Origin of the sequence: Pseudomonas sp. RIT-PI-o (assembly GCF_001297215.1) — a bacterium.
GTDB classification, from domain to species: Bacteria; Pseudomonadota; Gammaproteobacteria; order Pseudomonadales; family Pseudomonadaceae; genus Aquipseudomonas; species Aquipseudomonas moraviensis_A.
This window is the reverse complement of sequence record NZ_LHPA01000020.1, coordinates 117,541-143,064: the sequence shown is the minus strand read 5'-3', so window position 1 is coordinate 143,064 and position 25,524 is coordinate 117,541. Positions and strand designations below refer to the sequence as shown.

26 protein-coding genes are annotated in these 25,524 nt (G+C 61.4%); 8 read left to right on the top strand and 18 right to left on the bottom strand.

What is annotated here, in order from left to right; all coding sequences use genetic code 11:
- Positions 1-20 precede the first annotated feature (20 nt).
- The 4 genes from AEQ63_RS09440 to AEQ63_RS09425 form a co-directional block, all read right to left on the bottom strand.
- Positions 21-695: an urease accessory protein UreF gene (locus AEQ63_RS09440; RefSeq protein ID WP_064363055.1), complete on the bottom strand. Its 675-nt coding sequence runs from the start codon at positions 693-695 to the stop codon at positions 21-23.
- Positions 692-1,192 carry an urease accessory protein UreE gene (ureE, locus tag AEQ63_RS09435; RefSeq protein ID WP_042608946.1) on the bottom strand — a complete coding sequence of 167 codons (501 nt, stop codon included), beginning with the start codon at positions 1,190-1,192 and terminating at the stop codon, positions 692-694. The genes AEQ63_RS09440 and ureE overlap by 4 nt, the downstream gene beginning before the upstream one ends.
- Before the next feature lie 298 nt (positions 1,193-1,490).
- On the bottom strand, positions 1,491-2,123 hold the full coding sequence (locus AEQ63_RS09430) for a TetR family transcriptional regulator (protein WP_064363053.1): 633 nt from the start codon (positions 2,121-2,123) through the stop codon (positions 1,491-1,493).
- 154 nt (positions 2,124-2,277) lie between these two features.
- On the bottom strand, positions 2,278-2,784 hold the full coding sequence (locus AEQ63_RS09425) for a hypothetical protein (protein WP_064363051.1): 507 nt from the start codon (positions 2,782-2,784) through the stop codon (positions 2,278-2,280).
- 383 nt (positions 2,785-3,167) lie between these two features.
- On the opposite strand from AEQ63_RS09425, the gene AEQ63_RS09420 reads away from it, so the two are divergent.
- On the top strand, positions 3,168-5,243 hold the full coding sequence (locus AEQ63_RS09420; RefSeq protein ID WP_064363049.1) for an AsmA family protein: 2,076 nt from the start codon (positions 3,168-3,170) through the stop codon (positions 5,241-5,243).
- Between the two features lie 101 nt (positions 5,244-5,344).
- Here AEQ63_RS09420 and AEQ63_RS09415 read toward each other — a convergent pair whose 3' ends face one another.
- Positions 5,345-5,875 (bottom strand): ferritin-like domain-containing protein, encoded by a 531-nt coding sequence (locus AEQ63_RS09415; RefSeq protein ID WP_042608942.1) that lies wholly within the window; start codon positions 5,873-5,875, stop codon positions 5,345-5,347.
- Between the two features lie 292 nt (positions 5,876-6,167).
- Between AEQ63_RS09415 and AEQ63_RS09410 the strand changes: the two genes are divergently transcribed.
- Positions 6,168-7,046 (top strand): esterase/lipase family protein, encoded by an 879-nt coding sequence (locus AEQ63_RS09410; RefSeq protein ID WP_064363046.1) that lies wholly within the window; start codon positions 6,168-6,170, stop codon positions 7,044-7,046.
- Between the two features lie 95 nt (positions 7,047-7,141).
- Here the strand turns inward: AEQ63_RS09410 and AEQ63_RS09405 are convergent, their stop codons facing one another.
- A complete protein-coding gene (locus tag AEQ63_RS09405; protein WP_064363044.1) occupies positions 7,142-8,029 on the bottom strand; it encodes a DMT family transporter in 888 nt (295 codons plus the stop codon).
- A gap of 94 nt (positions 8,030-8,123) precedes the next feature.
- Between AEQ63_RS09405 and AEQ63_RS09400 the strand changes: the two genes are divergently transcribed.
- The 3 genes from AEQ63_RS09400 to AEQ63_RS09390 all read left to right on the top strand — a co-directional run bounded on the left by AEQ63_RS09400 (position 8,124) and on the right by AEQ63_RS09390 (position 10,627).
- Positions 8,124-8,918, top strand: coding sequence for an AraC family transcriptional regulator (locus tag AEQ63_RS09400; RefSeq protein WP_064363042.1), 795 nt, complete (start codon positions 8,124-8,126; stop codon positions 8,916-8,918).
- Positions 8,919-8,981: 63 nt separating this feature from the next.
- Entirely contained in the window at positions 8,982-9,287 is a 306-nt protein-coding gene (locus AEQ63_RS09395; protein WP_064363040.1) for a PsiF family protein, read from the top strand.
- 326 nt (positions 9,288-9,613) lie between these two features.
- Positions 9,614-10,627, top strand: coding sequence for an AI-2E family transporter (locus tag AEQ63_RS09390; RefSeq protein ID WP_039756974.1), 1,014 nt, complete (start codon positions 9,614-9,616; stop codon positions 10,625-10,627).
- Between the two features lie 64 nt (positions 10,628-10,691).
- Here the strand turns inward: AEQ63_RS09390 and AEQ63_RS09385 are convergent, their stop codons facing one another.
- Positions 10,692-11,966, bottom strand: coding sequence for an Hsp70 family protein (locus AEQ63_RS09385; RefSeq protein WP_064363038.1), 1,275 nt, complete (start codon positions 11,964-11,966; stop codon positions 10,692-10,694).
- 291 nt (positions 11,967-12,257) lie between these two features.
- Between AEQ63_RS09385 and AEQ63_RS09380 the strand changes: the two genes are divergently transcribed.
- The 3 genes from AEQ63_RS09380 (at position 12,258) to AEQ63_RS09370 (ending at position 15,112) form a co-directional block, all read left to right on the top strand.
- Positions 12,258-13,202, top strand: a complete 945-nt coding sequence (locus AEQ63_RS09380; RefSeq protein ID WP_024011397.1) for a DnaJ C-terminal domain-containing protein — start codon at positions 12,258-12,260, stop codon at positions 13,200-13,202.
- 23 nt (positions 13,203-13,225) lie between these two features.
- A complete protein-coding gene (locus AEQ63_RS09375) occupies positions 13,226-13,531 on the top strand; it encodes a chaperone modulator CbpM (protein WP_042608936.1) in 306 nt (101 codons plus the stop codon).
- A gap of 111 nt (positions 13,532-13,642) precedes the next feature.
- Positions 13,643-15,112 carry a hypothetical protein gene (locus AEQ63_RS09370; protein ID WP_236705250.1) on the top strand — a complete coding sequence of 490 codons (1,470 nt, stop codon included), beginning with the start codon at positions 13,643-13,645 and terminating at the stop codon, positions 15,110-15,112.
- 60 nt (positions 15,113-15,172) lie between these two features.
- Here AEQ63_RS09370 and ureC read toward each other — a convergent pair whose 3' ends face one another.
- The 11 genes from ureC to urtA all read right to left on the bottom strand — a co-directional run bounded on the left by ureC (position 15,173) and on the right by urtA (position 25,464).
- Complete coding sequence (gene ureC, locus AEQ63_RS09365) at positions 15,173-16,873, bottom strand: urease subunit alpha (RefSeq protein ID WP_064363034.1); 1,701 nt, start codon at positions 16,871-16,873, stop codon at positions 15,173-15,175.
- Between the two features lie 156 nt (positions 16,874-17,029).
- Positions 17,030-17,335 (bottom strand): urease subunit beta, encoded by a 306-nt coding sequence (locus AEQ63_RS09360; RefSeq protein ID WP_064363032.1) that lies wholly within the window; start codon positions 17,333-17,335, stop codon positions 17,030-17,032.
- Positions 17,332-17,868 carry a GNAT family N-acetyltransferase gene (locus AEQ63_RS09355; protein WP_042608933.1) on the bottom strand — a complete coding sequence of 179 codons (537 nt, stop codon included), beginning with the start codon at positions 17,866-17,868 and terminating at the stop codon, positions 17,332-17,334. The genes AEQ63_RS09360 and AEQ63_RS09355 overlap by 4 nt, the downstream gene beginning before the upstream one ends.
- Before the next feature lie 5 nt (positions 17,869-17,873).
- The gene (locus AEQ63_RS09350; RefSeq protein WP_064363030.1) at positions 17,874-18,407 is read right to left on the bottom strand and encodes a GNAT family N-acetyltransferase; all 534 of its coding nucleotides are present in this window, start codon (positions 18,405-18,407) and stop codon (positions 17,874-17,876) included.
- A 9-nt stretch (positions 18,408-18,416) separates the two neighbouring features.
- Complete coding sequence (gene ureA, locus AEQ63_RS09345; RefSeq protein WP_042608931.1) at positions 18,417-18,719, bottom strand: urease subunit gamma; 303 nt, start codon at positions 18,717-18,719, stop codon at positions 18,417-18,419.
- 154 nt (positions 18,720-18,873) lie between these two features.
- Complete coding sequence (locus AEQ63_RS09340; RefSeq protein ID WP_064363027.1) at positions 18,874-19,713, bottom strand: urease accessory protein UreD; 840 nt, start codon at positions 19,711-19,713, stop codon at positions 18,874-18,876.
- Between the two features lie 44 nt (positions 19,714-19,757).
- Complete coding sequence (gene urtE, locus AEQ63_RS09335; protein WP_016771889.1) at positions 19,758-20,456, bottom strand: urea ABC transporter ATP-binding subunit UrtE; 699 nt, start codon at positions 20,454-20,456, stop codon at positions 19,758-19,760.
- 133 nt (positions 20,457-20,589) lie between these two features.
- Positions 20,590-21,459, bottom strand: a complete 870-nt coding sequence (urtD, locus tag AEQ63_RS09330; RefSeq protein ID WP_039756989.1) for an urea ABC transporter ATP-binding protein UrtD — start codon at positions 21,457-21,459, stop codon at positions 20,590-20,592.
- Positions 21,456-22,535, bottom strand: coding sequence for an urea ABC transporter permease subunit UrtC (gene urtC, locus AEQ63_RS09325; protein WP_064363024.1), 1,080 nt, complete (start codon positions 22,533-22,535; stop codon positions 21,456-21,458). The genes urtD and urtC overlap by 4 nt, the downstream gene beginning before the upstream one ends.
- Positions 22,535-24,037 carry an urea ABC transporter permease subunit UrtB gene (urtB, locus tag AEQ63_RS09320; protein ID WP_064363022.1) on the bottom strand — a complete coding sequence of 501 codons (1,503 nt, stop codon included), beginning with the start codon at positions 24,035-24,037 and terminating at the stop codon, positions 22,535-22,537. The genes urtC and urtB overlap by 1 nt, the downstream gene beginning before the upstream one ends.
- Before the next feature lie 161 nt (positions 24,038-24,198).
- Positions 24,199-25,464, bottom strand: a complete 1,266-nt coding sequence (gene urtA, locus AEQ63_RS09315) for an urea ABC transporter substrate-binding protein (protein ID WP_064363020.1) — start codon at positions 25,462-25,464, stop codon at positions 24,199-24,201.
- Positions 25,465-25,524 lie beyond the last annotated feature (60 nt).

Genomic DNA, 25,524 nt, shown 5'->3' with positions numbered 1-25,524 from the left:
ATTCTCCAAAATAAACAGGCCTAAGAGCGGAAGAGACGGCTGTACTGGCGTTCATGGGCCATGCAGGCCAGGGACAGACCGAAAGCGGCGCTGCCGATGTGTTCGGGGTTGATTTGGCTTGCGTCGTGCTGCGCCTGTTGCAGCAGCGGCAGCAGCTCGCTGGTCAGGCGCTGGGCGGCTTGCTGGCCCAGCGGCAAGGTCTTCATCAATACCGCGAGCTGGTTTTCCAGCCAGCTCCACAGCCACGCGGCAAGTGCGTCCTGGGGGCTGATGCCCCAGGCGCGCGCGGCCAGTGCCCAGCACAGGGCCAGATGCGGTTCTGTGATCTGTGCAAGAAAATCGCGGGCGGACGCGTCGAGTTCCGGCAAACCGTTCAACAACTGCTGCAAGGAGTAGCCCATCTGTCGGCTCTCCAGATGCAGTTCGCGGGTTTCGCGGCTGGCACGATGGTTTTCGCAAAGCAGCTGCAGGTCGGCCCAGTTTTCGTCCGCCGCCGCCCGGCAATGCGCCAACAGCAGCGGCGCTTCGAAGCGTGCGAGATTCAGCAGCAATTGATCACTGATCCAGCGTCGGGCGCTGTCCGGGTTGTTAACCCGGCCGTTGTCCACCGCCATTTCCAGACCCTGGGAATAGCTGTAGCCGCCAATCGGCAATTGCGGACTGGCCAGACGCAGCAGCGCCCAGGCCGGATTCACAGGCGCACGCCGAACTGATGGAGTTTCGGCGCGTAGTTGAAGTCCTCGTCACCGTGGCGGGAATGATGATGGCCGCCGCCGTAGGCGCCGTGCTCCGGCTGGAACGGCGCTTCGATGGCTTCGACTTGTGCGCCGAGCTGTTCGAGCATGGCCTTGAGCACGTAATCGTCGAGCAGGCGCAGCCAGCCATCGCCGACCTGCAGGGCGACATGGCGGTTGCCGAGGTGATAGGCCGCGCGCGTCAGTTCGAACGCATTGGCGCAGGTGACATGGAGCAGTTGTTCGGGACGGGCGCAGACGCGCACGACGCGGCCGTCTTCGGCCTGCAGGCATTCGCCGTCATGCAGCGGTGGCTGGCCGCGCTCCAAAAACAACCCGACGTCTTCGCCTTCGGCACTGAAACAGCGCAAACGGCTTTTGCTGCGCGCTTCGAAGGTCAGGTGCAACTCGGCGGCCCAGACGGGTTGAGGGTCGATTCTGCGATGAATCACCAGCATCGGAAAGCTTCCAGCAATGAACGTTGATTGGGCTAGAGCAAGGGCCGCGCCAATCGCACGAGATGTAGGAAATAGCTGTCGGCGCGCATCCGATCTTTCAACAGGTGCGGGGATTCTGGAAGGTTTTGGTGCATGAAGAATTTGTCATGCACCAAATCGAGGCTGTCGCGGTGCACCCTTGTAGGAGTGAGCCTGCTCGCGATGACGGTGGATCAGTCAGTAAATATCTGACTGTTAAACCGCTATCGCGAGCAGGCTCACTCCTACAGGGGATATGTGTTGTCGCGGTAGGGGGGAGTTATTCGGTACTGCCCAGCCCTTGCCAGTGCTTGAGGCCGATGAAGATGAAGCGCAACTGTTGGGTGATCTTCGCCTGCGGCGTCAGGTGCTCCGGCAAGGCTTCGGCCGGTGGGTCGATGATGTCGGGGAGGGTGGCGAAGACTGATTTGACGATCAGGTCGGCCATCACGCTCAGACCCGCCAGATCCAGATGTTGCAGTTTGGGCATCAGCGCCAGGTCCGCCGCGAGGTCGGCGCTGATGTTTTCGCGCAAGCGTCCGATTGCCTGCCGTACCGGCAGCGAGCCGCCATACTGTTCGCGGGCGAGAAACAGGAATTGCGAGCGGTTGGCGTTGACCACATCAAGGAAGATGCGCACCGACGCATCGATGATGCCGCCCATGACGAATTCATTGTGCCGCACCAGGCGGATGGTCTCGCGGAAGGTCTGGCCGACTTCGCTGACCAGCACCAGCCCCAACTCGTCCATGTCGGCAAAGTGACGATAGAACCCAGTGGGCACGATGCCGGCGGTCTTGCTCACTTCGCGCAGGCTCCGGCTGCCGCATCCCCGGCCGCCTTCCCTCAGGTGGCGGGCCGCGGCCATCAAGGCGTTGCGGGTCTGTTGTTTCTGTTCGGCGCGGGGCAGCATCGCAGGGTGTGTTCTTCGGCAGGACAAGCGCCGCACTCTAGCAAATCGGCTTTGTCGGCGTCGAACGGGGAGTCGTGCAGCGAGGAATTTACAGAAGCTGAAAAGTCAAAAGCCCAATCCGCTGATTGGGCTTTTTTGCCGGGCCGTCATGGGCTCAGCTCAGTTTGCTGTTGCGTTCGATCACACGGTCACCACCGCCTTCAGCGAGGGCTTGACCCAGTGGGGTTTTATCGAAGCCGTCATCAGCCAGGGTCTGGCCCTGTGGAGTGCGCTCGGAACCATCGGAAGCCAGGGTCTGGCCTTGTGGGGTGCGCTCGGTGCCGTCGGAGGCGAGGATCTGACCTTGAGGCGTGCGATCCGAACCGTCTTGCACCAGCCCTTTTTCTTCGAGGCGATTGCGACCGTTTTCAGCCAGGGCCTGGCCTTGTGGGGTGCGATCCGCGCCGTCTTGAACCAGGCCTTTTTGTGCGAGGCGGTTGCGGCCGTTTTCAGCCAGGGTCTGACCTTGTGGAGTGCGCTCGGAACCGTCGGAAGCTACGGTCTGGCTAAACACCGAGTGGCTCGATTTGATTTGCGGAGTGGCCTGATCGGCAGCGGGCAGGGCGAAAGCAGTGCTGGCTAGCATCGACAGGGTAAGGCTGAGCAGTAATTGGCGTTTCATGATAGTGGCTCCTTGGGAGGGCGATAAAGTGGGTACGAGGGCAATGCTACTCTCGATAAGTCGATATAAAAGTTCATAAACGCAATGGTAATAATCAACAGAATTGATTGTTCCACGCGAAGGCTCTAGCACGGGCCTTTGCGGGCGGCGGTTTTGCACCGTCGTGGGTATTTTCGACTCACTCGCGCCTCGTAAAAGTGCGGGTCGCGGTAACACTGCTCGACCGATCGGTCAGATTTGCTGCGCTTTTTATGGCTTAAACTGCCTTTCGATTAAACCTGCGGGCCTTTCTCCAGTCACAGACTGCATAGGGGCCGCTTCGGTCTGCCGTTTCAGCTGTGCGTCGGGTAATCGGCGTGCAGTCGTGATCAGGAGCTTTGTGCATGACGCGCACTGGAAAAATCTTCAGCTGGACCTTCGCTATCCTCGTGCTGCTAGTGGCAGCCTTGATTCTGATCATCGTGTTCTTCGACTGGAACCGGATCAAACCCACCATCAACGCCAAAGTCTCGGAAGAACTGCACCGGGCGTTTGCTATCAATGGCAACCTCGCGGTGATCTGGCAGCGCGAGTCGGAAGAGGGCGGCTGGCGTGCCTGGGTGCCGTGGCCGCACGTGGTCGCCGAGGATCTCAGCCTGGGCAATCCGGACTGGTCGAAGCAGCCGCAGATGGTCACGCTGAAACGCGTCGAGCTGCGCATTTCGCCGCTCGCCCTGCTGGCCCAGCGCGTGGTGATTCCGCGCATCGACCTGACCGAGCCGAATGCCGAGCTGCAACGTCTGGCCGATGGCCGCGCCAACTGGACCTTCAAATTCGACCCCAAGGACCCGAACGCCGAGCCATCGAACTGGGTGGTCGACATCGGCGCGATCGGCTTCGATAAGGGCCACGTGACCCTCGACGATCAGACCCTGAAAACCAATCTCGACGTGTTGATCGACCCGCTCGGCAAGCCGATCCCCTTCAGCGAAATCGTCGGCGACAAAGCGGCGAAAACCGCTCAGGACAAGGGCGGCGCACCGCAGGACTACGCTTTTGCGCTCAAGGTCAAAGGCCAGTACCACGCGCAGAATCTCACCGGGCAGGGCAAGATCGGCGGACTGTTGGCTTTGCAGGACGCGAGCAAACCGTTCCCGTTGCAGGCCCAGGCGAAGATTGGCGACACCCGTATCGAGCTGGCCGGTACCCTCACCGACCCGCTCAACCTCGGCGCCCTCGACCTGCGCCTGAAGCTCGCCGGCGATAGCCTTGGCAATCTCTATCCGCTGACCGGCGTAACCCTGCCGGACACGCCACCGTATTCCACCGACGGCCACCTGATCGCCAAGCTGCACGACGAGGCCGGGGCGAGATTCACTTACGAGAAATTCAACGGCAAGATCGGCGACAGCGACATCCACGGCGACCTCACCTACATCGCCAGCCAGCCACGGCCGAAACTCAGCGGTGCGTTGCTCTCCAATCAACTGCTGTTCGCCGACCTCGCGCCATTGATCGGCGCCGACTCCAACACCGAACAGAAAGCCCGTGGCGGTGCGAGCAAGCAACCCGCGGACAAGGTTCTGCCGGTAGAAGAGTTCAAGACCGACCGCTGGCGCGCCATGGATGCCGATGTCGAGTTCACCGGCAAACGTATCGTCCACAGCGAGAAGATGCCGTTCAACGACCTCTATACCCATGTGAAACTCAACGATGGCGAGCTCAGCCTGGAACCGCTGCGCTTCGGCGTTGCTGGCGGCACCCTGGATGCACAGATTCGCCTCAATGGTCGTACCGAACCACTGGAAGGCCGGGCGCGTTTGACCGCACGCAAGTTCAAGCTGAAAGAGTTGTTCCCGACTTTCGAACCGATGAAAACCAGTTTCGGCGAGCTCAACGGTGATGCCGACATCAGTGGCCGTGGCAACTCCGTAGCGAAACTGCTTGGCGGCGCCAACGGCAATCTGAAGATGCTGATCAACGACGGTGCGATCAGCCGTGAGCTGATGGAACTGGCCGGGCTCAATGTCGGTAACTACGTGGTCGGGAAGATCTTTGGCGACAAGGAAGTGAAGATCAATTGCGCGGCGGCGGACTTCGATATCAAGACCGGCCTGGCGACCACGCGGCTGTTTGTCTTCGATACCGAGAACGCAATCATCTACATCGATGGCACGGCAAACATGGCCACCGAGCAACTCGATCTGACCGTGACGCCTGAATCCAAGGGCTGGCGCCTGATCTCCCTGCGCTCGCCGCTGTATGTGCGCGGCAAGTTCATCAAGCCGGATACCGGCGTCAAAGCCGTACCGTTGATGCTGCGTGGGGCGGGGATGGTCGCCTTGGGCGTGATCGCCGCACCAGCGGCGGGGGTGGTGGGGCGGGGGGGGCCGGGCGGGGGGGGGGCGAATCAATGCGCGCCGTTGCTGGGGCAGATGAAGCAGGGCAAGGCGCCGGTGACCGTCAAACCTACCAAGTAAGCAGGGCAGATCAAAAGATCGCAGCCTTCGGCAGCTCCTACATTTGGAATGCGTTCCTTGTGTAGGAGCTGCCGAAGGCTGCGATCTTTTGCTGTTAAGGGTTACAGGTCGTTGAGGATGTCCGCCATGTCGTCGGCGTGCTCTTCTTCCTGGGCGAGGATGTCTTCGAAGATACGGCGGGTGGTCGGGTCCTTGTCTCCGATGTACTGGATGATTTCCCGGTAGCTGTCGATCGCGATACGCTCGGCCACCAGATCCTCGTAAACCATTTCCTTGAGCGAATTGCCGGCCACGTACTGCGCGTGGGACAGCTTGCTCAGCAGGTCAGGGTTGAACTCCGGCTCGCCGCCCAGTTGCACAATGCGTTCAGCGAGGCGATCGGCGTGTTCGGCTTCCTGGTTGGCATGCTCGAGGAATTCGTCGGCGGCGACGTTGGCTTTCAGGCCGTTGGCCATGAAGTAGTGGCGCTTGTAGCGCAATACGCAGACCAGTTCGGTGGCCAGCGACTCGTTCAGCAAGCGCAGCACCTCCTCACGGTTGGCACTGTAGGTCTCGGTGACCGCGCCGTTTTCCACGTGTTGCCGTGCGCGTTCGCGCAGGGTTTGAACATCAGACAAATGCAGGTCACTCATTTCATTCTCCTGGAGGCTAATCCGATGGGCCCACGTTCTGAAGACGCGGTCGCTACCCAGGTTGTGAGTCTTGAGCGAAGCGAAAAGTTTTATGCGATTTACGCCGGACGCGCTGCAGGAACTGCTGAAGACTGCTATGTCCGGAGGGCCTGACGCTGGTCAATCCGGTTTCGGTGGAGCGGATCGTGGCGGGCTGAAGTAGGCTCATCGTTCAGTTGTCATCGTCACGGTGGATGCTTGGCGGGCGTCTTGCACGTCAGGCCTCCACTTACCGCGCACAAGGATGTAACCCATGTCGACACGTTATCCACTGGTGCTGGTGCCGGGCATGCTCGGCTTTGTCCGGCTGGTGCTTTACCCGTACTGGTTCGGCGTCATCAAGGCCTTGCGCCGTGGTGGTGCGACGGTGATCGCGGTGCAGGTTTCGCCGCTCAACTCCACCGAAGTGCGCGGTGAGCAGTTGCTGGCGCGGATCGAGGACATTCTCCGCGAGAGCGGGGCGCAGAAGGTCAATCTGTTCGGTCACAGCCAGGGCGCGCTGACGGCGCGCTATGCAGCGGCGAAACGTCCCGATCTGGTCGCCTCGGTAACCTCGGTGGCCGGGCCGAATCACGGTTCGGAGCTGGCCGATCATCTGGAAAAAAACTATCCGGCGAACACCGCCAAAGGGCGTCTGCTCGAAGCATTGTTGCGCTTGATCGGCTGGATCATGGCGATGCTCGACACCGGTTATCACGGGCCAAGATTGCCTGTGGATATCCACGCCTCCCACCACTCGCTGACGACGGCGGGCGTTGCCTTGTTCAATCAGCGGTATCCACAAGGGTTGCCGCAAACCTGGGGCGGGCAGGGCCCGGAAGAGGTCAACGGTGTACGGTACTACTCTTGGTCAGGAACGCTGCAACCGGGCAAGACCGATCGTGGTGGCAATCTTTTCGACGGCACCAATCGCAGTTGCCGCCTGTTCGCCACGACCTTCGTTCGCGAGCGCGGGCAGTGCGATGGCATGGTCGGCCGTTACAGCTCGCATCTGGGCACGGTAATCGGTGATGACTATCCGCTGGATCATTTCGACATCGTCAATCAGTCGCTGGGGCTGGTGGGCAAGGGCGCGGATCCGGTGCGGCTGTTTGTCGAGCATGCGGCGCGGCTGGAGGCGGCTGGGTGTTAACAGTCAAACCGCGTCATCGTTCTTCGCGAGTAAGCTCGCTCCCACATTGAAATGCGGATACCTGTGGGAGCGAGCCTGCTCGCGAAGGGGCCTTATCAGGCGACGCTGATCCTGCGGCCCAATACTGTGGTCCAGCGCTCCGACACAACCACCCCACCCAAGGTCAGCAATCCGCCCACCAGGTGATACATCGCCAACTGCTCCCTCAGCACCACCGCGGCAATCATCGCGGTAATCAGCGGCAGCAGATTGAAGAACAACGTTGTCCGGCTCGGCCCCAGCCGCTGCACCGCCTGCATCCACGCCAGCGGCGCGACCATCGAAGCGAGCAGGCACGCATACAGCACCAGCGGCACGTTCTGCAGATTCAAACCGGTCTTCGGCGACACCGCGAACAACGGAAACAACACCACAATCGCCACCAGCACCTGCAAGTACAGGAGCACCAACGGTGGCAGGCGCAGTTGCCATTTTTTCAACAGCGTGCTGTAAACCGCATAGGCCAGCGTCGCGATCAGCATCATCGCGTCACCCATGTTGACCCCGTGTTGCAGCAGCGCACCGAGGCTGCCGGCCGACACCACCACCAGCACGCCAGCGAACGACAGCACTGCGCCGACCAGGGCGCCAGCCGTCAGGCGCTGACCGAGGCTGATGATCGCCATGGCCAGCGACATCAACGGCATCAGCGAGAGAATGATGCCCATGTTGGTGGCCGTGGTCTGTGTCGCGGCGAAGTAGGCGAGGCTCTGATACACCGCCATGCCGAGCACGCCGAGGACGAAGATCCGCCCCAGGTTCGGCCGAATCTGCGGCCAGTGCGCGATGACTTTGCGCAGCATGAACGGTGTAAACAGCAGCCCGGCCAGCAGCCAGCGATAGAAACCGATCTCGGCGGGGAAGATCGCCCCGACCGCCAGTTTGTTGATCACGGTATTGCCGGCCCAGATGAAAATCGCCAGCAGGGGAAAAGCGTATTGCATGGGACAAAACCTACATTGATGAAGCGCGATTATCCCCTGTCTGGATGCAGGCCTATACTGCGAACCAGACAACCTGCGCCTGCATCCGGACAGCATGAACAGTAAACACATCGACTTGCTCGAATTCAGCCAATTGCCGTCAGCGGTGTACTTCCGCTATGCCGATTTCAATGCCCACGAATATGCCGCCCCCCATCGGCATCCTTGGGGAACGCTGGAGTACGCGGCCCACGGCGTGCTGCACATGGATGTCGACGGCAGTCGCTTCATGTCGCCGCCGCAATACGCGGTGTGGGTGCCGCCCGAGGTCGAGCACAGTTTCTACAGTCATCAACCGGTCAACTACCGCGCGGTGTGCCTTGATCCCGATGTCTGCGCGCGCTTGCCGGCGCGCGCCTGCACGTTGGCAATCAGCGACATTCTCAAGGCGATCCTCAAGGACTTTGCCGCCCGCGATGTGAAGATCCCCGAACATTCGGCCGACCAGCGTCTGGCCCAGGTGCTGGTCGATCAACTGCAACAGGCGCCGGTGCAGGAATGTTACCTGCCGTATGCGAGCAGTCCCGGGCTGCTGACGATTCTGGAAACCTTGCAGGCCGCGCCGGGCGACAATCAGCCCTTGGCGCATTGGGCCGCGCAGGTGCATGTCAGCGAGCGCACGCTGGCGCGGCAGTTTGTCCGCGAGCTGGGCATGAGCTTTGGCGAGTGGCGTCAGCGCCTGCGTTATCTGGCGGCGATCGAAGCGCTGGAGACCTCGCGTTCGGTGCAGGAAATCGCTTTCGATCTCGGCTACAGCAGCGGCTCGGCCTTCATCGCCATGTTTTCCCGCCAGGCCGGTTGTACGCCAGAGCAGTATCGGCGCAGCCACCTCGACGGCAGGAAGGTGTAACAAGCTTTGACTACACTGCGACAGAGGCCGCATCCATCGGTGCGGCAACAAGGAGAAAACTCCATGAAGATGTTGCGTGTGCCGTTGTTGATGATCGGTCTGCTCCTGTGTTCCCAGGGTTTCGCCGCCACGGCGCAACAGAACAAGATGACCACCTGCAATGCCGATGCGACCGCCAAGAGCTTGAAGGGCGATGAGCGCAAGGCGTTCATGAGCACCTGCCTGAAAGCGGCGCCAGCGGCCAACGATGGCAAGGTGCTGACCCCGCAGCAGCAGAAGATGACTACCTGCAATGCCGATGCGAAAACCAAGGCGCTGACCGGCGATGCGCGCAAGACATTCATGAGTGAGTGTCTGAAGAAGAAATAAGCGGGCGCCATGCGTGTCCGATTGATTCGGTCGGCTTGAGATTTGCCCTCACCCTAACCCTCTCCCGGAGGGAGAGGGGACCGACCGCATGGATACCGACAGGAACTGTGGTTTGCCGAGTCGATGGCGGATTCGGCGCTGCACGTTCAGGTCGGCAAATTTCTCGAGCAACCCCCAATCGGTCCCCTCTCCCTCTGGGAGAGGGCTAGGGTGAGGGGGAAAATCGCACGCGTTGCACGAAAATCCGAAACCCCGCATATCCCTAGTGCTAACCCCGGATCGCTGGCAGACTGCCCATCCTTTCACGCCGTTCGTTTTGAGGCTGTATGCCAACGTTTTCTCAGCGTCATGTTGTGTTCTGGGTCAGTTGCATCATCATTTTTGGCGGACTGCTGCTGGTGCTGCCGCTGCGCCTGTTGCCGAGCCTGCTGGCCGGGTTGCTGGTGTTCGAGCTGGTCAACATGCTCACCCCGCAACTGCAACGGCTGATCGAAGGACGGCGTGCGCGCTGGTTGGCGGTGGCGCTGCTCGGCACGCTGGTGGTGAGTGTGCTGGCGCTGATCTTCGCCGGGGCTATCAGTTTCCTCTTGCATGAAGCGGAAAATCCGGGCGCTTCACTGGATAAATTCATGGGCGTGGTCGATCGCGCGCGGGGGCAGTTGCCGCCGTTCATCGACGCCTATCTGCCGGCCAGCGCGGCGGAATTTCGCGTGGCGATCGGCGAGTGGGCGAGCAAGCATCTGGCCGACCTGCAACTGGTCGGCAAGGACGCCGCGCACATGTTCGTCACTCTGCTTATCGGCATGGTGCTCGGCGCGATCATCGCCCTGCAGCGCATCCCCGACGTGACCAAGCGCAAACCCCTGGCCGCGGCCCTGTTCGACCGTCTGCATCTGCTGGTGCAGGCGTTTCGCAATATCGTCTTCGCCCAGATCAAGATTTCCCTGCTCAACACGGTGTTCACCGGGATCTTCCTCGCAGTGATCCTGCCGATGTTCGGCATCAAGCTGCCGCTGACCAAAACCCTGATCGTGCTGACCTTCCTGCTCGGCCTGCTGCCGGTGATCGGCAACCTGATGTCGAACACGCTGATCACCATCGTCGGCCTGTCGCTGTCGATCTGGGTAGCGCTCGCCGCGCTGGGCTACCTGATCGTTATCCACAAGCTCGAATACTTCCTCAACGCGCGCATCGTCGGCGGGCAGATCAGTGCCAAATCGTGGGAATTGCTTCTGGCAATGCTGGTGTTCGAAGCCGCGTTCGGTTTGCCGGGCGTGGTGGCGGGACCGATTTATTACGCGTACCTGAAGAGTGAGTTGAAGCTGGGCGGGATGGTTTGAGCTGACTGTCTGGCTGTCGACCATTGTGGCGAGGGAGCAAGCTCCCTCGCCACAGAGATTGTAGTCAGTTCATGGCGCCGTAGCGCTTCATCGCTTCAATCGCCAAACCGCTACCAATGCTGCCAAAGATGTTGCCTTCGACATGCCGCGCGTTCGGCAACATTGCTGACACGCTGTTGCGCAGGGCCGGGATGCCGCTCGAACCCCCAGTGAAAAACACCGTGTCGACCTGATCGACCGCAACTCCGGCGTCATTCAACAGCTGCGTAACGCTGCCGCGCACGCGCTCGAGCAAAGCTTCGATTGCCGATTCGAACAGCGCACGCGTCAGCTCGACGCTCAGGCCGGCTTCGATGCGGTCCAGCGGCACGTGACGGCTGTCGGCGTGGGTCAGCTGGATCTTGGTTTCTTCGACTTCCATCGCCAGCCAGTGGCCGGCGCGCTGTTCGATCAGTTTGAACAGGCGATCGATGCCGCCGGTGTCTTCGATGTCGTAGCGCATGCTGCCCAGGGCCAGCGTGGACTTCTGCGAGTACACCGAGTTGATCGTGTGCCAGGTCGCCAGGTTCATATGGTGGCTGGTCGGCATGTAGGCACCGCTTTTCATCCGGCTGCCGTAGCCGAACAGCGGCATCAGGCCCTGCAGGCTCAGCTGTTTGTCGAAGTCTGTACCGCCGATGTGCACGCCGCCGGTGGCGAGGATGTCATCGTGACGGTTATCCACAGCGCGGCGCTCGGGCGACAGGCGCACCAGCGAGAAGTCGGAGGTACCACCGCCGATGTCGACGATCAGTACCAGCTCTTCTTTTTCGATGGTCGACTCATAGTCGAATGCCGCCGCGATCGGCTCGTACTGGAACGACACGTCTTTGAAACCGATCTTGCGCGCCACTTCGACCAAGGTGTCTTCGGCTTCCTGGTCAGCCAACGGATCGTCATCGACGAAAAATACCGGACGGCCCAGCACCACTTGTTCGAATTCCCGACCGGCGGCGGCTTCGGCGCGGTGCTTGAGCTGACCGATGAACAGCCCGAGCAGGTCCTTGAACGGCATCGCCGTGCCGAGGACGCTGGTGTCGTGTTTGATCAGCTTGGAACCGAGCAGACTCTTGAGCGAGCGCATCAGGCGGCCTTCGTAGCCTTCCAGATACTCGTGCAGGGCCAGGCGACCGTACACCGGGCGGCGCTCCTCGATGTTGAAGAAGACCACCGACGGCAGGGTGATCTTGTCGTCTTCCAGCGCAATCATGGTGTCCATGCCGGGGCGCAGCCAGCCGACGGTGGAGTTGGACGTGCCGAAGTCGATGCCGCAGGCACGGGCTGGAGAGGCGTCTTTCATGTCTTTCGGATTCCGGTCAAAAAACGGCCGCGCAGTGTATGTCAGTGCGCGGCAGATTCGAAGGCCGGTCATCCGCTATTTCGCCACCTGGCAGGTTGAAAACCGCCGCATCGCCCCAAACTTGCTGGCATGGGCCGGCAGACACACCGGCGGTCGCAAGAACCGTCGTCCACTGCCGATAAACTTCTGCGGCGCCACCCGGTCACAACCTTGAGATCGGTCAACCCGGCACGCGCCATTCGGGCGCACGCTGGCCTCGGCGCGAAATCGATAACGGATGGTGATCCTTCAATGGACTTCAAAGACTATTACAAGATACTCGGCGTGGAGCCGACAGCCGACGACAAGGCCATCAAAGCGGCCTATCGCAAGCTGGCGCGCAAATACCACCCCGATGTCAGCAAGGAAAAAGACGCCGAGGCCAAGTTCAAGGACGCCTCGGAAGCCTATGAAGCGCTGAAAAGCGCCGACAAGCGCGCCGAATACGACGAGTTGCGTCGTTATGGCCAGCACGGTCAGCCGTTCCAGGGGCCACCGGGTTGGCAGAGCCGTGGCGGTTTTGGCGGCGGCGGTGGCGACACCGGCGACTTCTCGGACTTCTTCAGTTCGATCTTCGGCAATCGCGGCCCCGGTTTCGGTGGCGCCGAGAGCCGCCAATCACGCGGACGCCGAGGGCAAGACGTGGAAATGGAATTGCCGGTCTTCCTCGAAGAAACCCTGTCGAACGAATCGAAGAAAGTCACCTTTCAGGTGCCGCAATACAACGCGCACGGCCAGCACGTGAGCAACACCAGCAAGAGCCTGAACGTGAAGATCCCGGCCGGCGTGACCGACGGCGAGCGCATTCGCCTCAAGGGCCAGGGCGCACCGGGCATCGGTGGCGGAGCGAATGGCGATCTGTACCTGACCATTCGTTTTGCGCCCCACCCGAAATTCGATGTCGAAGGCGAAAACCTGATCATTACCTTGCCGCTGGCGCCGTGGGAGCTGGCATTGGGCACTGAAGTGGCCGTGCCGACCCTGACCGGCAAGATCAACCTCAAGGTTCCGGCCGGCAGTCAGAATGGCCAGCGCATGCGTGCCAAGGGCCACGGCCTGCTGAACAAGGCCGGCGAGCGCGGTTATCTGTTCGTGCAACTCAAGGCCGTGATGCCGAAAGCGTCCGACGATGAGGTCAAGGCGCTGTGGCAGGAACTGGCGAAGAAAGCCGCGTTCAACCCGCGAGAGAACTTCTGAACCCGACGACGGAGTAGCCCATCATGAGCAGCCCCCTGATCGTTCAACTGGACCTGGCAGAATTCTGTGAGGCGGCCGATTTGTCGGACGTCTACGTGATCGAAATCGTCGAGCACGGCATCCTCGAACCTCAGGGCGCGCAGCCCCGGGAATGGCGCTTCACCGATTACGAACTGGCGCTGGCCAAACGTGCGGCGAAGCTGCGGCGTGATCTTGAGCTGGAGTGGGAAGGCGTGGCGCTGGCCCTGGACCTGCTGGAGGAAGTGCAAGCGCTGCGCGCCGAGAACCGCATGTTGCGGCAACGGTTGGGGCGCCTGGTGGTGGAATAGAGGGTCTGAAGGCTGTGTGCGGGTCATCAGCGGGTTAGTGTTTGCGCGTGTTTCCATCCATGTTAAGCGTGAGCAGGGTCTGATACTTTTTCGCGCTCAGGTCGGCAATGGATGCCGACTGTCGTAGCGCCAGCCACGCGGGCCAGCGCTACGCAAACTTTGCAAGGAAGCCTGCTCATGCCAGTCAAACCTAAACCGCCCAAAACGGCCACAGCCGATGTGAACACGCCTGCGCGCCCGCCTGGCGATGCAACTGCGCAGGGTCTTGAAACGCTGCGCATTACCCCCGATCCGGTCATTCACCAGACCCCGCGCGATACGCAAGGAACCGGCGGCGGCACGCGGCAGATCGAGACCGCAGCCGCAACGCCGAACATCCAGGTTCACCCATCATCGTCCAGCGCTTCGATGGCCGCGACCGCTGAAGCCGTTTCTCTGCAGCATTATCTGATTCCCTCGACGGTTGCCTTGCCAGGCGCCGATGCTCAGGGGTTTCGTGTGTTCAAGGGACGTCAATACGCCGACCTGCAGAATGGCGGTACCGTCCTGCTTGGCGTCGATGCCGAAACCGGTCTGTACCGGGCCACATTACCCAGCGAGGCGCGAGCCTCCGGTCCCACTCTCGCGTTCGACCCGCTGCACAATCACTGGTATCCGCTGCAGGATTTCACCGCGCCCGCGGACGGCTCCGTACTCCTGCCGCGGAAAAACCGCGGTGTAAGCCGGCAGAGTGACGATGAATTCGAGTCGGCGCTCGAAGAGCTGCCCAGTGATCACGAAGGCGCTGGCGAGACGTTTTATCTGGCCTCCGAATCGATGCCGATCCAGCCTTACACGGCGGAAGAACTGAACACGATGCGCAGTGAAACGCGTTATTCATTCCTGGCCAATCAATTGGGTACCTACAACCGCGCCAACAACGGCAAGTATCCGCTGCGGGACACCGCTGGCCGGCCGATCCGCATCAAAAAACTGCAAACGAAAGTGCGCTTCGAAAACGGCGATCTCTACACCTCCGAGCAGATCAAACCTTACATCAGGTTTGAAGGGTACGAGGATGTCGCGCGGCTGTATGAGGAGAAGCTGCAATGGCGCTTGTTTACCGAAGCCGATATGCAAGCCCCCGGTGAGCGGGCCTTGATCGGTCAGTCCATGGTGGTCGCCAACCGGCGCATTGCCAAAGGCGAGGCGCTGGGTGTCTACGGCGGGGCCATCACGCCAGCACGCTTCGTCCAGCCCCACGAGCAGACCTTCACCATGCTTGCCGGTGTACGTTTGAAGTATGGCGCCGGAGAGTTTATCCCTGATCCGCTCGCGATCCTGGGTGACACCATCATGTCCCGCATCAACTCCACCTTTGAATATGACGCGACGGGCAAGCCTGTGCGTCAGGCAACGGAGGGGTACAACGTCGAGCTGGTGCCGTTCGATGTCGAGGCGCAGCAATGGATCGGCAAACAGTTGGTCACCAGGGATTTTATCCTCAACGCCGTATTTGCCACCCAGGACATCCCCGCGGGCACCGAGCTGCGTCTGGATTACAACTACAGCGAGCAACAGATGTCGTGGGCGTTTCCCTGAGCCTTTGCCGTGCACGGCTGAATACGGATGTGCCCGTCCGTATTCGGCCCCCGGCAGTTATCAGAACAGAAAGTAACGTTGCGCCATCGGCAGTGTTTCCGCCGGCTCGCACCACAGTAATACACCGTCAGCCTTGACCTGATAGGTCTGAGGATCGACATCGATGTCCGGCAGATAGTCGTTGTGGATCAGGTCGGTTTTCTGCACGTCGCGGCAGCCTTTGACCACCGCGATTTTCTTCTTCAGTCCCAAGGCTTGCGGCAGTCCGGCCTCCTGCGCCGCCTGACTGATAAAGGTCAGGCTGGTGGCGTGCAGCGAGCCACCGTAGCTGGCGAACATCGGCCGGTAGTGCACCGGTTGCGGCGTCGGAATCGAGGCGTTGGCATCGCCCATCAGACTGGCGGCAATCGCACCGCCCTTGAGGATGAGTGTCGGCTTCACGCCAAAGAATGCCGGGCGCCAGAGCACCAGGTCTGCCCATTTGCCAACTTCGATCGAACCGACTTCATGGCTGATGCCGTGGGTGATCGCCGGATTGATCGTGTATTTGGCGATGTAGCGTTTGGCGCGGAAGTTGTCGTTGCCTTCGCCATCCTGCGGCAGCGGGCCGCGCTGTTTTTTCATCTTGTCGGCCGTCTGCCAGGTTCGCGTGATGACTTCGCCGACTCGGCCCATGGCCTGACTGTCGGAGCTGATCATCGAAAACGCACCGAGGTCGTGGAGGATGTCTTCAGCGGCTATCGTCTCTCGGCGGATACGGCTCTCGGCGAAGGCGACGTCTTCGGCGATGCTTGGATCGAGGTGGTGGCAGACCATCAGCATGTCGAGGTGTTCGTCGATGGTGTTGCGGGTGAATGGCCGGGTCGGGTTGGTTGAGCTCGGTAGCACGTTGGGGAAACCGCAGGCCTTGATGATGTCCGGCGCGTGGCCGCCACCGGCACCTTCGGTGTGATAGGTGTGGATCGTGCGGCCCTTGAACGCACCGAGGGTGGTTTCGACGAAACCGGATTCGTTGAGGGTGTCGGTGTGGATCGCCACCTGCACATCGTACTGATCGGCGACGTTCAGGCAGTTGTCGATGCTCGCCGGGGTGGTGCCCCAGTCCTCGTGCAGCTTGAGGCCGATGGCGCCGGCCCTGACCTGTTCGATCAACGGCTCCGGCAGGCTGGCGTTGCCCTTGCCGGTCAGACCGATGTTCATCGGGAAGGCATCGGCGGCCTGGAGCATGCGCGCCAGATGCCACGGACCCGAGGTGCAGGTGGTGGCGTTGGTGCCGGTGGCAGGTCCCGTGCCGCCGCCGATCATGGTGGTGACGCCGCTCATCAGCGCTTCTTCGATCTGCTGCGGGCAGATGAAGTGGATATGCGTGTCGATGCCGCCAGCGGTGAGGATCATGCCTTCGCCGGCAATCACTTCGGTGCCGGCGCCGATGGCGATGGTCACGTCGGGCTGTACGTCGGGGTTGCCGGCCTTGCCGATCGCGGCAATGCGCCCGTCCTTGAGGCCGACATCGGCCTTGACGATGCCCCAGTGGTCGATGATCAGCGCATTGGTGATCAGTGTGTCGACCACTTCGGCGGCGAGCAACTGGCTCTGGCCCTGGCCGTCGCGGATGACTTTGCCACCACCGAATTTCACTTCCTCGCCGTAGGTGGTGAAGTCCTTCTCGACTTCGATCCACAGCTCGGTATCGGCCAGGCGCACCTTGTCGCCGACGGTGGGGCCGAACATGTCGGCGTAGGCTTGGCGGGAAATCTTCATGCTGCGTCCTTCAGGAAAATGGTGGTGAGCCATGGACCCTCACCCTAGCCCTCTCCCAGAGGGAGAGGGGACTGATCGCGGTCGTGCGGCTATCGGTGATCGGCTCCCTCTCCCTCGGGAGAGGGCTGGGGTGAGGGGCGGCGGTGCACGCCGATGTCAGAGATCACCCATGATGCGTCCGGCAAAGCCGAACACCCGGCGATGCCCGGCGTAATCCACCAGTTCGACCTCACGGCTCTGCCCCGGCTCGAAGCGCACGGCGGTGCCGGCGGGAATGTTCAGGCGCATGCCGCGACTGGCTGCGCGATCAAAGGTCAGCGCGTCGTTGGTTTCAAAAAAGTGATAGTGCGAGCCGACCTGGATCGGCCGGTCGCCGCTGTTGGCGACTTTCAGGCTGACGGTGCGACGGCCGACGTTGAGTTCGATGTCGCCGGGCTGGATCTGGTATTGGCCAGGAATCATCGCTGGGCTCCTTGCAGGACTTTGTAATAGAGCGCGGTCGGGCGATAGGTGCCGTTCGGGTCGCAGGCGTAATCAGGGATTTCGCCTGCGCGAACGTAGCCCAGCGCCTTGTAGAAATCTTCAGCCGGCGAGCCGGCCTCGGTGTCGAGATAGAGCATGCCGCGCTTGTGCTTGGGCGCTTCGAGTTCCAGCGCCTGCATCAGTTGCTGACCGAGACCGCGGCGGCGGGCGTGTTCGCGAACCAGCAGTTTCTGCACTTCGGCGCGGTTCAGACCGTTGGCTTTCTGGCACAGGCCCAATTGCACACTGGCCAGCACCTGCTCGTCCTTGACCACCACCCACAGCAGCGTGCTGCCCTTGTTGACGTTGTCCTGCACCTCGTCGAAATAGGCGCGCGCCTGCGCGGCATCGAGGTCGGCCATGAAGCCGACGCTGGCGCCGTAACCGACGGCGTCGAGCAGCAGATCGATCAGGCCCTGGCGATAGTGGGCAAAACTCTCAGCGTTGACGCGGCGCAACTGGGCGGCGTTCATCGACATCACTCCTTGTGAACATTCGGCGGCGGTGCGCCGGGGTTGAGGGTCAACTGCATGAAGGTCAGGTCGAGCCAGCGGCCGAACTTGGTGCCGACTTGCGGCATCTGCCCGGTGATGGTGAAACCGGCGCGTTCGTGCAGGCGGATCGAGGCGGCGTTGCCGCTTTCGATGGCGGCAACCATGACGTGTTTGTCGCAGGTGCGGGCGCGTTCGATCAACGTGTTCATCAGTTGCGGGCCGAGGCCGTTGCCGCGCTGATCGCTGCGCACGTACACCGAATGCTCGACGGTGTGACGGAAACCGTCGAACGGCCGCCAGTCGCCGAACGAGGCGTAACCCAGCACTGCGTTCTGGCTGTCGACGATCACCAGAATCGGGTACGCCTGCAGTTGACGGGCGTCGAACCAGGCCTCGCGGTTGCCGAGGTCGACAGCTTGTTCGTTCCAGATCGCCGTGGTGTTGAGCACGGCGTCGTTATAGATGTCGCGGATCGCCGGCAGATCGGCCCGGGTTGCATCGCGAATCGCATAAGTCATGGCGCGGCCTCAGACGATCGGCTGGTGAACGGTGACCAGTTTGGTGCCGTCAGGGAACGTCGCCTCGACCTGGATTTCCGGGATCATTTCCGCGATGCCTTCCATCACTTGTTCGCGGCTGAGCAGGGTGGTGCCGTAGTGCATCAGCTCGGCCACGGTCTGGCCATCGCGGGCCCCTTCGAGCAGCGCGGCGGAGATGTAGGCCATGGCTTCCGGGTAGTTGAGTTTCACGCCACGGGCCAGCCGCCGTTCGGCGACGAGGCCGGCGGTGAAGATCAGCAGCTTGTCTTTTTCGCGTGGGGTCAGGTCCATTGTTGGAATCCAATATCGGCAGTTGAGAATGATCAGGTCGATCGCGATCTGTAGGAGCTGCCGAAGGCTGCGATCTTTTGATCTTGCTGTTAAAGATCAAGATCAAAAGATCGCAGCCTCGTTTCACTCGTCAGCTCCTACAGGGCAATGCATTTCAGGTGTTCCAGATTCGGGGGGGCATAGCCTCGCGCCCCAGCAGCACAGGCCTTAGCAGTCGCCACAAATCAATCAGCCAGGCGCGGGCTAGCAACGCCTCACTGGCCAGACAACGAGCCACCAGCAGTCCCGGCAATTGCGTCAGATCCCCGCGCACCTCATGCCCCAGCGAGCGGCAACGCTCCAGCAGCTCGGCGTCTATCTCACCGGTCACCAGCATCGTCGCGAACACCGGTTGCCCATCCAGCCCGATTGGCGAGTCGAGCAAACCATCGTTGCCGACAATGCGCTGTCGTTCGTGCCAGAGCAACCGCCCGTCACGGCGTATATCCAGGTGCGCCTGAAAATGCCCGAGGTCGAAACGCTCGCCGCTGGCCGGACGACCCAGCGCCACCACGTCCCAGTAGAACAGTCGCGCATCGCCTTCGAGTTCGATCGTCGTGCTCAACTCGGCCTGCGCGGCGCTGTAGACGATGGTTTCCTGCGGCAGCCATTCCAGGGTCGCACCGGCAGCGACTTGCAAGTCGAGCTGCTGATACGCCGGCCCACCCGCGCGATACCATTTGGCGGCGCCGGGGCTGGTGATCTGTGCCCAGGCGTCGGGTTCGACGCGGGCGCTGATATCCAGCCGATCGCCGCCAGCGATCCCGCCCGGCGGATGGACGATGATGTGCTGGCAGACTTCGGGGCCTTCCGCGTACAGATGCTTTTGCACCCGCAGCGGGCCGAGGTGGCGGCGCATGACCGGGCGCGTGCAGTCGCCGAAACGCGCGTAGGCCAGTTCCAGCTCGGCGTGCCAGCTGGGGGTAAACAGGGCAGGTGCAGCAATTGAATTCATGGTGTTGTGATTATCGTTAGGAAGCTACAGATTAGACCGCCGCATTAGATTGTGACCAGCCCGCGTACACCTTCGGCCTCCATATTTTCACCGCGACCCTGCTGAACGATCTCGCCCCGGGACATCACCAGGTATTGATCGGCCAGTTCTGCGGCAAAGTCGTAGAACTGCTCGACCAGCAGAATCGCCATGTCACCGCGCGCCGCGAGCTGTTTGATCACCGCGCCGATTTCCTTGATCACCGACGGCTGTATGCCTTCCGTGGGCTCATCGAGAATCAGCAGTCGCGGACGGCTGGCCAGCGCTCGGCCGATCGCCAATTGTTGTTGCTGACCGCCGGACAGATCGCCGCCACGCCGCTGCTTCATTTGTAGCAGCACCGGGAACAGTTCGTAGATGAAACCTGGGACTTCTTTGGCCTCGCTGCCGGGAAAGCGCGACAGACCCATCAACAGATTTTCTTCTACCGTCAGGCGCCCGAAGATCTCACGGCCCTGCGGCACGTAGGCGATACCGGCATGCACGCGCTGATGCGGCTTGAACGTGGTGATCGGTTTGCCTTCCCAGTTCACCGCGCCTTCCTTGGCCGGCAGCAGGCCCATCAGGCATTTGAGCAGGGTGGTCTTGCCGACGCCGTTACGGCCGAGCAGGCAGGTGACTTCGCCGACTTTCACGTCAAAGCTCAGGCCACGCAGGATGTGGCTACCGCCGTAATACTGATGCAGCTTGTCGACTTGCAGCATGTCCAGAATCTCCTTGAGTCCCCTTGTAGGAGTGAGCCTGCTCGCGATAGCGGAGTGTCAGTCAACGTCTATGTATCTGATACACCGCTATCGCGAGCAGGCTCACTCCTACAGTTTGGAAAGCGTTTGCAGTTCAGCGGCCGAGATAAACCTCAATTACTCGCTCATCGGCCTGCACCTGTTCCAGCGATCCCTCAGCCAAAACGCTGCCCTGATGCAGCACCGTGACGTGGTCGGCAATCGAGCCGACAAAGCCCATGTCGTGCTCGACCACCATCAACGAGTGCTTGCCCGCCAGCGACTTGAACAATTCAGCGGTGAACTCGGTTTCGGCGTCGGTCATGCCCGCCACGGGTTCGTCGAGCAGGAGCAGTTGCGGGTCCTGCATCAGCAACATGCCAATCTCGAGGAACTGCTTCTGGCCGTGGGACAACAGCCCGGCCTGGCGATTGACCGAGGTGGTCAGGCGAATCGTTTCTAGCACTTCGCTGATGCGGTCCTTCTGCTCGCCGCTCAAACGCGCACGCAAACTGGCCCACACCGACTTGTCGGTCTTCTGCGCCAACTCAAGGTTTTCAAACACGCTCAAAGCTTCGAACACCGTCGGTTTCTGAAACTTGCGGCCGATGCCGGACTGGGCGATCTGCACTTCGCTCATCTGCGTCAGATCCAGCGTTTCACCGAACCAGGCCTTGCCATGGCTGGGCCGGGTCTTGCCGGTAATCACGTCCATCAGCGTGGTCTTGCCGGCGCCATTGGGGCCGATGATGCAGCGCAGTTCACCGACGCCGATATACAGGTTGAGATTGTTCAGCGCACGGAAGCCGTCGAAGCTGACGCTGATGTCTTCCAGGGTCAGGATCGTGCCATGGCGCGTATCGAGGCCGGGGCCGACGCGCTGGCCGAGGCCGATCGAGTCGCGACTGGTGCCTTCGTCCTTGTTCGGTTCCACGGGAAAGAACGCAGGTTCCAGCATGAATTCCGCACTCGCTGTGACTCTCATTGTTCACCTCGTTTCTTCAGCAGACCGATCACGCCTTTGGGCAGGTACAACGTCACGACGATGAACAGCGCGCCGAGAAAGAACAGCCAGTACTCCGGGAAGGCCACGGTGAACCAGCTCTTCATGCCATTGACCACGCCGGCGCCGAGCAGCGGCCCGATCAGCGTGCCGCGCCCGCCAAGGGCGACCCACACCGCCGCTTCGATGGAGTTGGTCGGCGACATCTCACTCGGATTGATGATGCCGACCTGCGGCACGTACAGCGCACCGGCCAGACCACACAACACCGCACTCAGCACCCAGACAAACAACTTGAAACCGCGCGGGTCGTAGCCGCAGAACATCAGGCGGTTTTCCGCATCGCGCAGGGCGGTCAATACCCGTCCGAATTTGCTCTGTGCCAGGCGCCAGCCAATGAACAGGCTCGCCACCAGCAACAACACCGTGGCCAGAAACAGCACCGCGCGGGTGCCCGGCTCGGTGATGCCGAAACCGAGAATCGTGCGGAAGTTGGTGAACCCGTTGTTGCCGCCAAACCCGGTCTCGTTGCGGAAAAACAGGAGCATGCCGGCGAAAGTCAGGGCCTGGGTCATGATCGAGAAATACACGCCTTTGATCCGCGAGCGGAAGGCGAAGAAACCGAACACCAGCGCCAGCAAGCCCGGGGCCAGCACCACCAGGCACATGGCCCAGAGGAAGCTGCTGGTGCCGGTCCAGTACCACGGCAATTCGCTCCACGACAGAAAGGTCATGAACGCTGGCAAGCCATCGCCGGCCGCCTGACGCATCAGGTACATGCCCATCGCATAACCGCCGAGGGCGAAGAACAGACCGTGGCCCAGCGACAGCAGGCCGGCGTAACCCCAGACCAGGTCCAGCGCGAGGGCGACGATGGCGTAGCAGAGAATTTTGCCGACCAGGGTCAGCGTGTAGGCCGAGACGTGCAGGGCATTGTCCGGCGCGAGCAATGACAGCAGCGGCAGTACGATCAGCAGCGCAAGGATCACACCACCGACCGCGAGCGTGGCTTTCGGCCCGGCCTTTTGTGTAGCCGTGACTAACAGAGGCTGGTTCATCAGTCGATCACCCGTCCTTTCAGTGCGAAGAGACCTTGCGGACGTTTCTGGATGAACAGAATGATCAGCGCGAGGATGAGGATCTTGCCGAGCACCGCACCGATCTGCGGTTCGAGAATCTTGTTGGCGATGCCTAAGCCAAACGCAGCGAGCACGCTACCGGCCAACTGACCGACGCCGCCGAGCACCACCACCAGGAACGAGTCGATGATGTAGCTCTGGCCCAGATCCGGGCCGACGTTGCCGATCTGGCTCAGCGCCACGCCGCCGAGGCCGGCAATGCCCGATCCGAGGCCGAAGGCGAGCATGTCGACGCGCCCGGTCGGCACCCCGCAGCAGGCGGCCATGTTGCGGTTCTGGGTGACGGCACGGACGTTGAGGCCGAGCCGGGTTTTGTTCAGCAGCAGCCAGGTCAGCACTACAACGAACAATGCGAAAGCAATGATGACGATGCGGTTGTACGGCAGCACCAGATTGGGCAGCACTTGAATGCCGCCGGACAGCCATGCCGGGTTCGCTACTTCAACGTTCTGTGCGCCGAATACCAGACGCACCAGTTGAATCAGCATCAGGCTGATGCCCCAGGTCGCCAGCAGGGTTTCCAGCGGCCGACCGTAGAGATGGCGGATGACCGTGCGCTCCAGCGCCATGCCGATGGCCGCGGTGACGAAGAACGCCACCGGCAGCGCAATCAGCGGATAGAACTCGATGGCCTGCGGCGCGTAACGCTGGAACATCAGTTGCACCACGTAGGTCGAGTAGGCGCCGAGCATGAGCATCTCGCCGTGGGCCATGTTGATCACGCCGAGCAGGCCGAAGGTGATGGCCAGACCGAGGGCGGCGAGCAGCAGAATCGAGCCCAGCGACATGCCGCTGAACGCCTGGCCGAGCATTTCGCCGATCAGCAATTTGCGCTTGACCTGAGCGAGGCTGGTTTCGGCGGCGGTACGTACGCCGGCATCGCTTTCCACGCCGGGTTCGAGCAAGCCTTCAAGGCGTGTGCGCGCCAGCGGATCACCGGTTTCGCCGAGCAGGCGCACAGCGGCGAGGCGCACCGCCGGATCCGCATCGACCAGTTGCAGATTGGCCAGCGCCAGGCTCAGGGCGGCGTGGACACTTTCATCTTTTTCGCCAGCCAGTTGCTGGTCGAGGAATCTCAGCTGCGCGGGTTTCGCGGTTTTCTGCAATTGCTGTGCGGCAGCCAGACGGATTTTGCCGTCAGCGGCGAGCAGTTGATGGCTGGCCATGGCGGTGTCGATCAGACCCCGCAGGCGATTGTTCAGGCGCAGGGTCTTGCTTTGGCCGTCGATGATCAGCGCACCTTGTTGCAGGGCATTGAGCAACTCGATACGCGCCGGATCGGGCTGCGCGGCCCAGGTTTCCAGGAGCCTGGCCTGTTGCATCGGGTTGGCCGCGACGAAGTCTTCGGCGTCGCCGGCGTGGGCGAGCATGGGCAGCAACAGTGCGATGGCACAGATGAATCGGAAAAGGGCAGTGGGCATGGTCAGTCGCCTTGACGCGGACATTGTAGGAGCGAGCCTGCTCGCGAAAGCGGTCTGTCAGTCACATGGATGTTGCATGTGCCGACGTCTTCGCGAGCAGGCTCGCTCCCACAGGGAATTGCATCAGCCTCACGCCAGGCGCGAGACTGACATCCGGTGACTCAGTTGCTCTTCACCGCATAATCCGGCTTCTTGTCGTTGCCCTGAATGAACGGGCTCCACGGTTGCGCGCGGATCGGGCCTTCGGTCTGCCACACGACGTTGAACTGACCGTCGCTCTGGATCTCGCCGATCATCACCGGTTTGTGCAGGTGGTGGTTGGTCTTGTCCATGGTCAGGGTGTAGCCCGATGGCGCGGCGAAGGTCTGCCCGGCCAGCGCTTCGCGAACCTTGTCGACGTCGGTGGACTTGGCTTTCTCGACCGCCTGCGCCCACATGTGGATGCCGACGTAGGTGGCTTCCATCGGGTCGTTGGTCACCGCTTTGTCGGCGCCCGGCAGGTTGTGTTTCTTCGCATAGGCTTTCCAGTCCGCGACGAATTTCTGGTTCTGTGGGTTCTCCACGGATTCGAAGTAGTTCCACGCCGCAAGGTTGCCCACCAGCGGTTTGGTGTCGATGCCGCGCAGCTCTTCCTCACCTACCGAGAACGCTACCACCGGCACATCGGTAGCCTTCAGGCCCTGGTTGGCCAGCTCTTTATAGAACGGCACGTTGGAGTCGCCGTTGACGGTGGAGATGACGGCAGTCTTGCCCCCGGCCGAGAATTTTTTGATGTTGGCGACGATGGTCTGGTAATCGCTGTGACCGAACGGCGTGTAGACCTCTTCGATGTCCTTGTCGGCCACGCCTTTGGAGTGCAGGAACGAGCGCAGGATCTTGTTGGTGGTGCGCGGATAGACGTAGTCGGTGCCGAGCAGGAAGTAGCGCTTGGCGCTGCCGCCTTCTTCGCTCATCAGGTATTCCACCGCCGGGATCGCTTGCTGGTTCGGCGCGGCGCCGGTGTAGAACACGTTCGGCGACATCTCTTCACCCTCGTATTGCACCGGGTAGAACAGCAGGCCGTTGAGCTCTTCAAACACCGGCAATACCGATTTACGCGACACCGACGTCCAGCATCCGAACACCACCGCGACTTTGTCCTGGGTCAGCAACTGCCGGCCTTTTTCGGCGAACAGCGGCCAGTTGGAAGCAGGGTCGACCACCACCGGCTCGAGCATCTTGCCGTTCACACCGCCCTTGGCGTTGATCTCGTCGATGGTCATCAGCGCCATGTCCTTGAGCGACGTTTCGGAGATCGCCATGGTCCCGGACAACGAATGCAGAATCCCGACCTTGATGGTCTCGGCGGCCTGGACGGTCCAGGTCATGCCCATCGCGGCAATGGATGCCGTGAGTGTGAAAGCCTTGATCAAACTGCGACGCTTCATTGTGCGATCTCCATGAACATTCGATTTTTTTTGATTGGCAGATGCGGACGACTGAAGGGT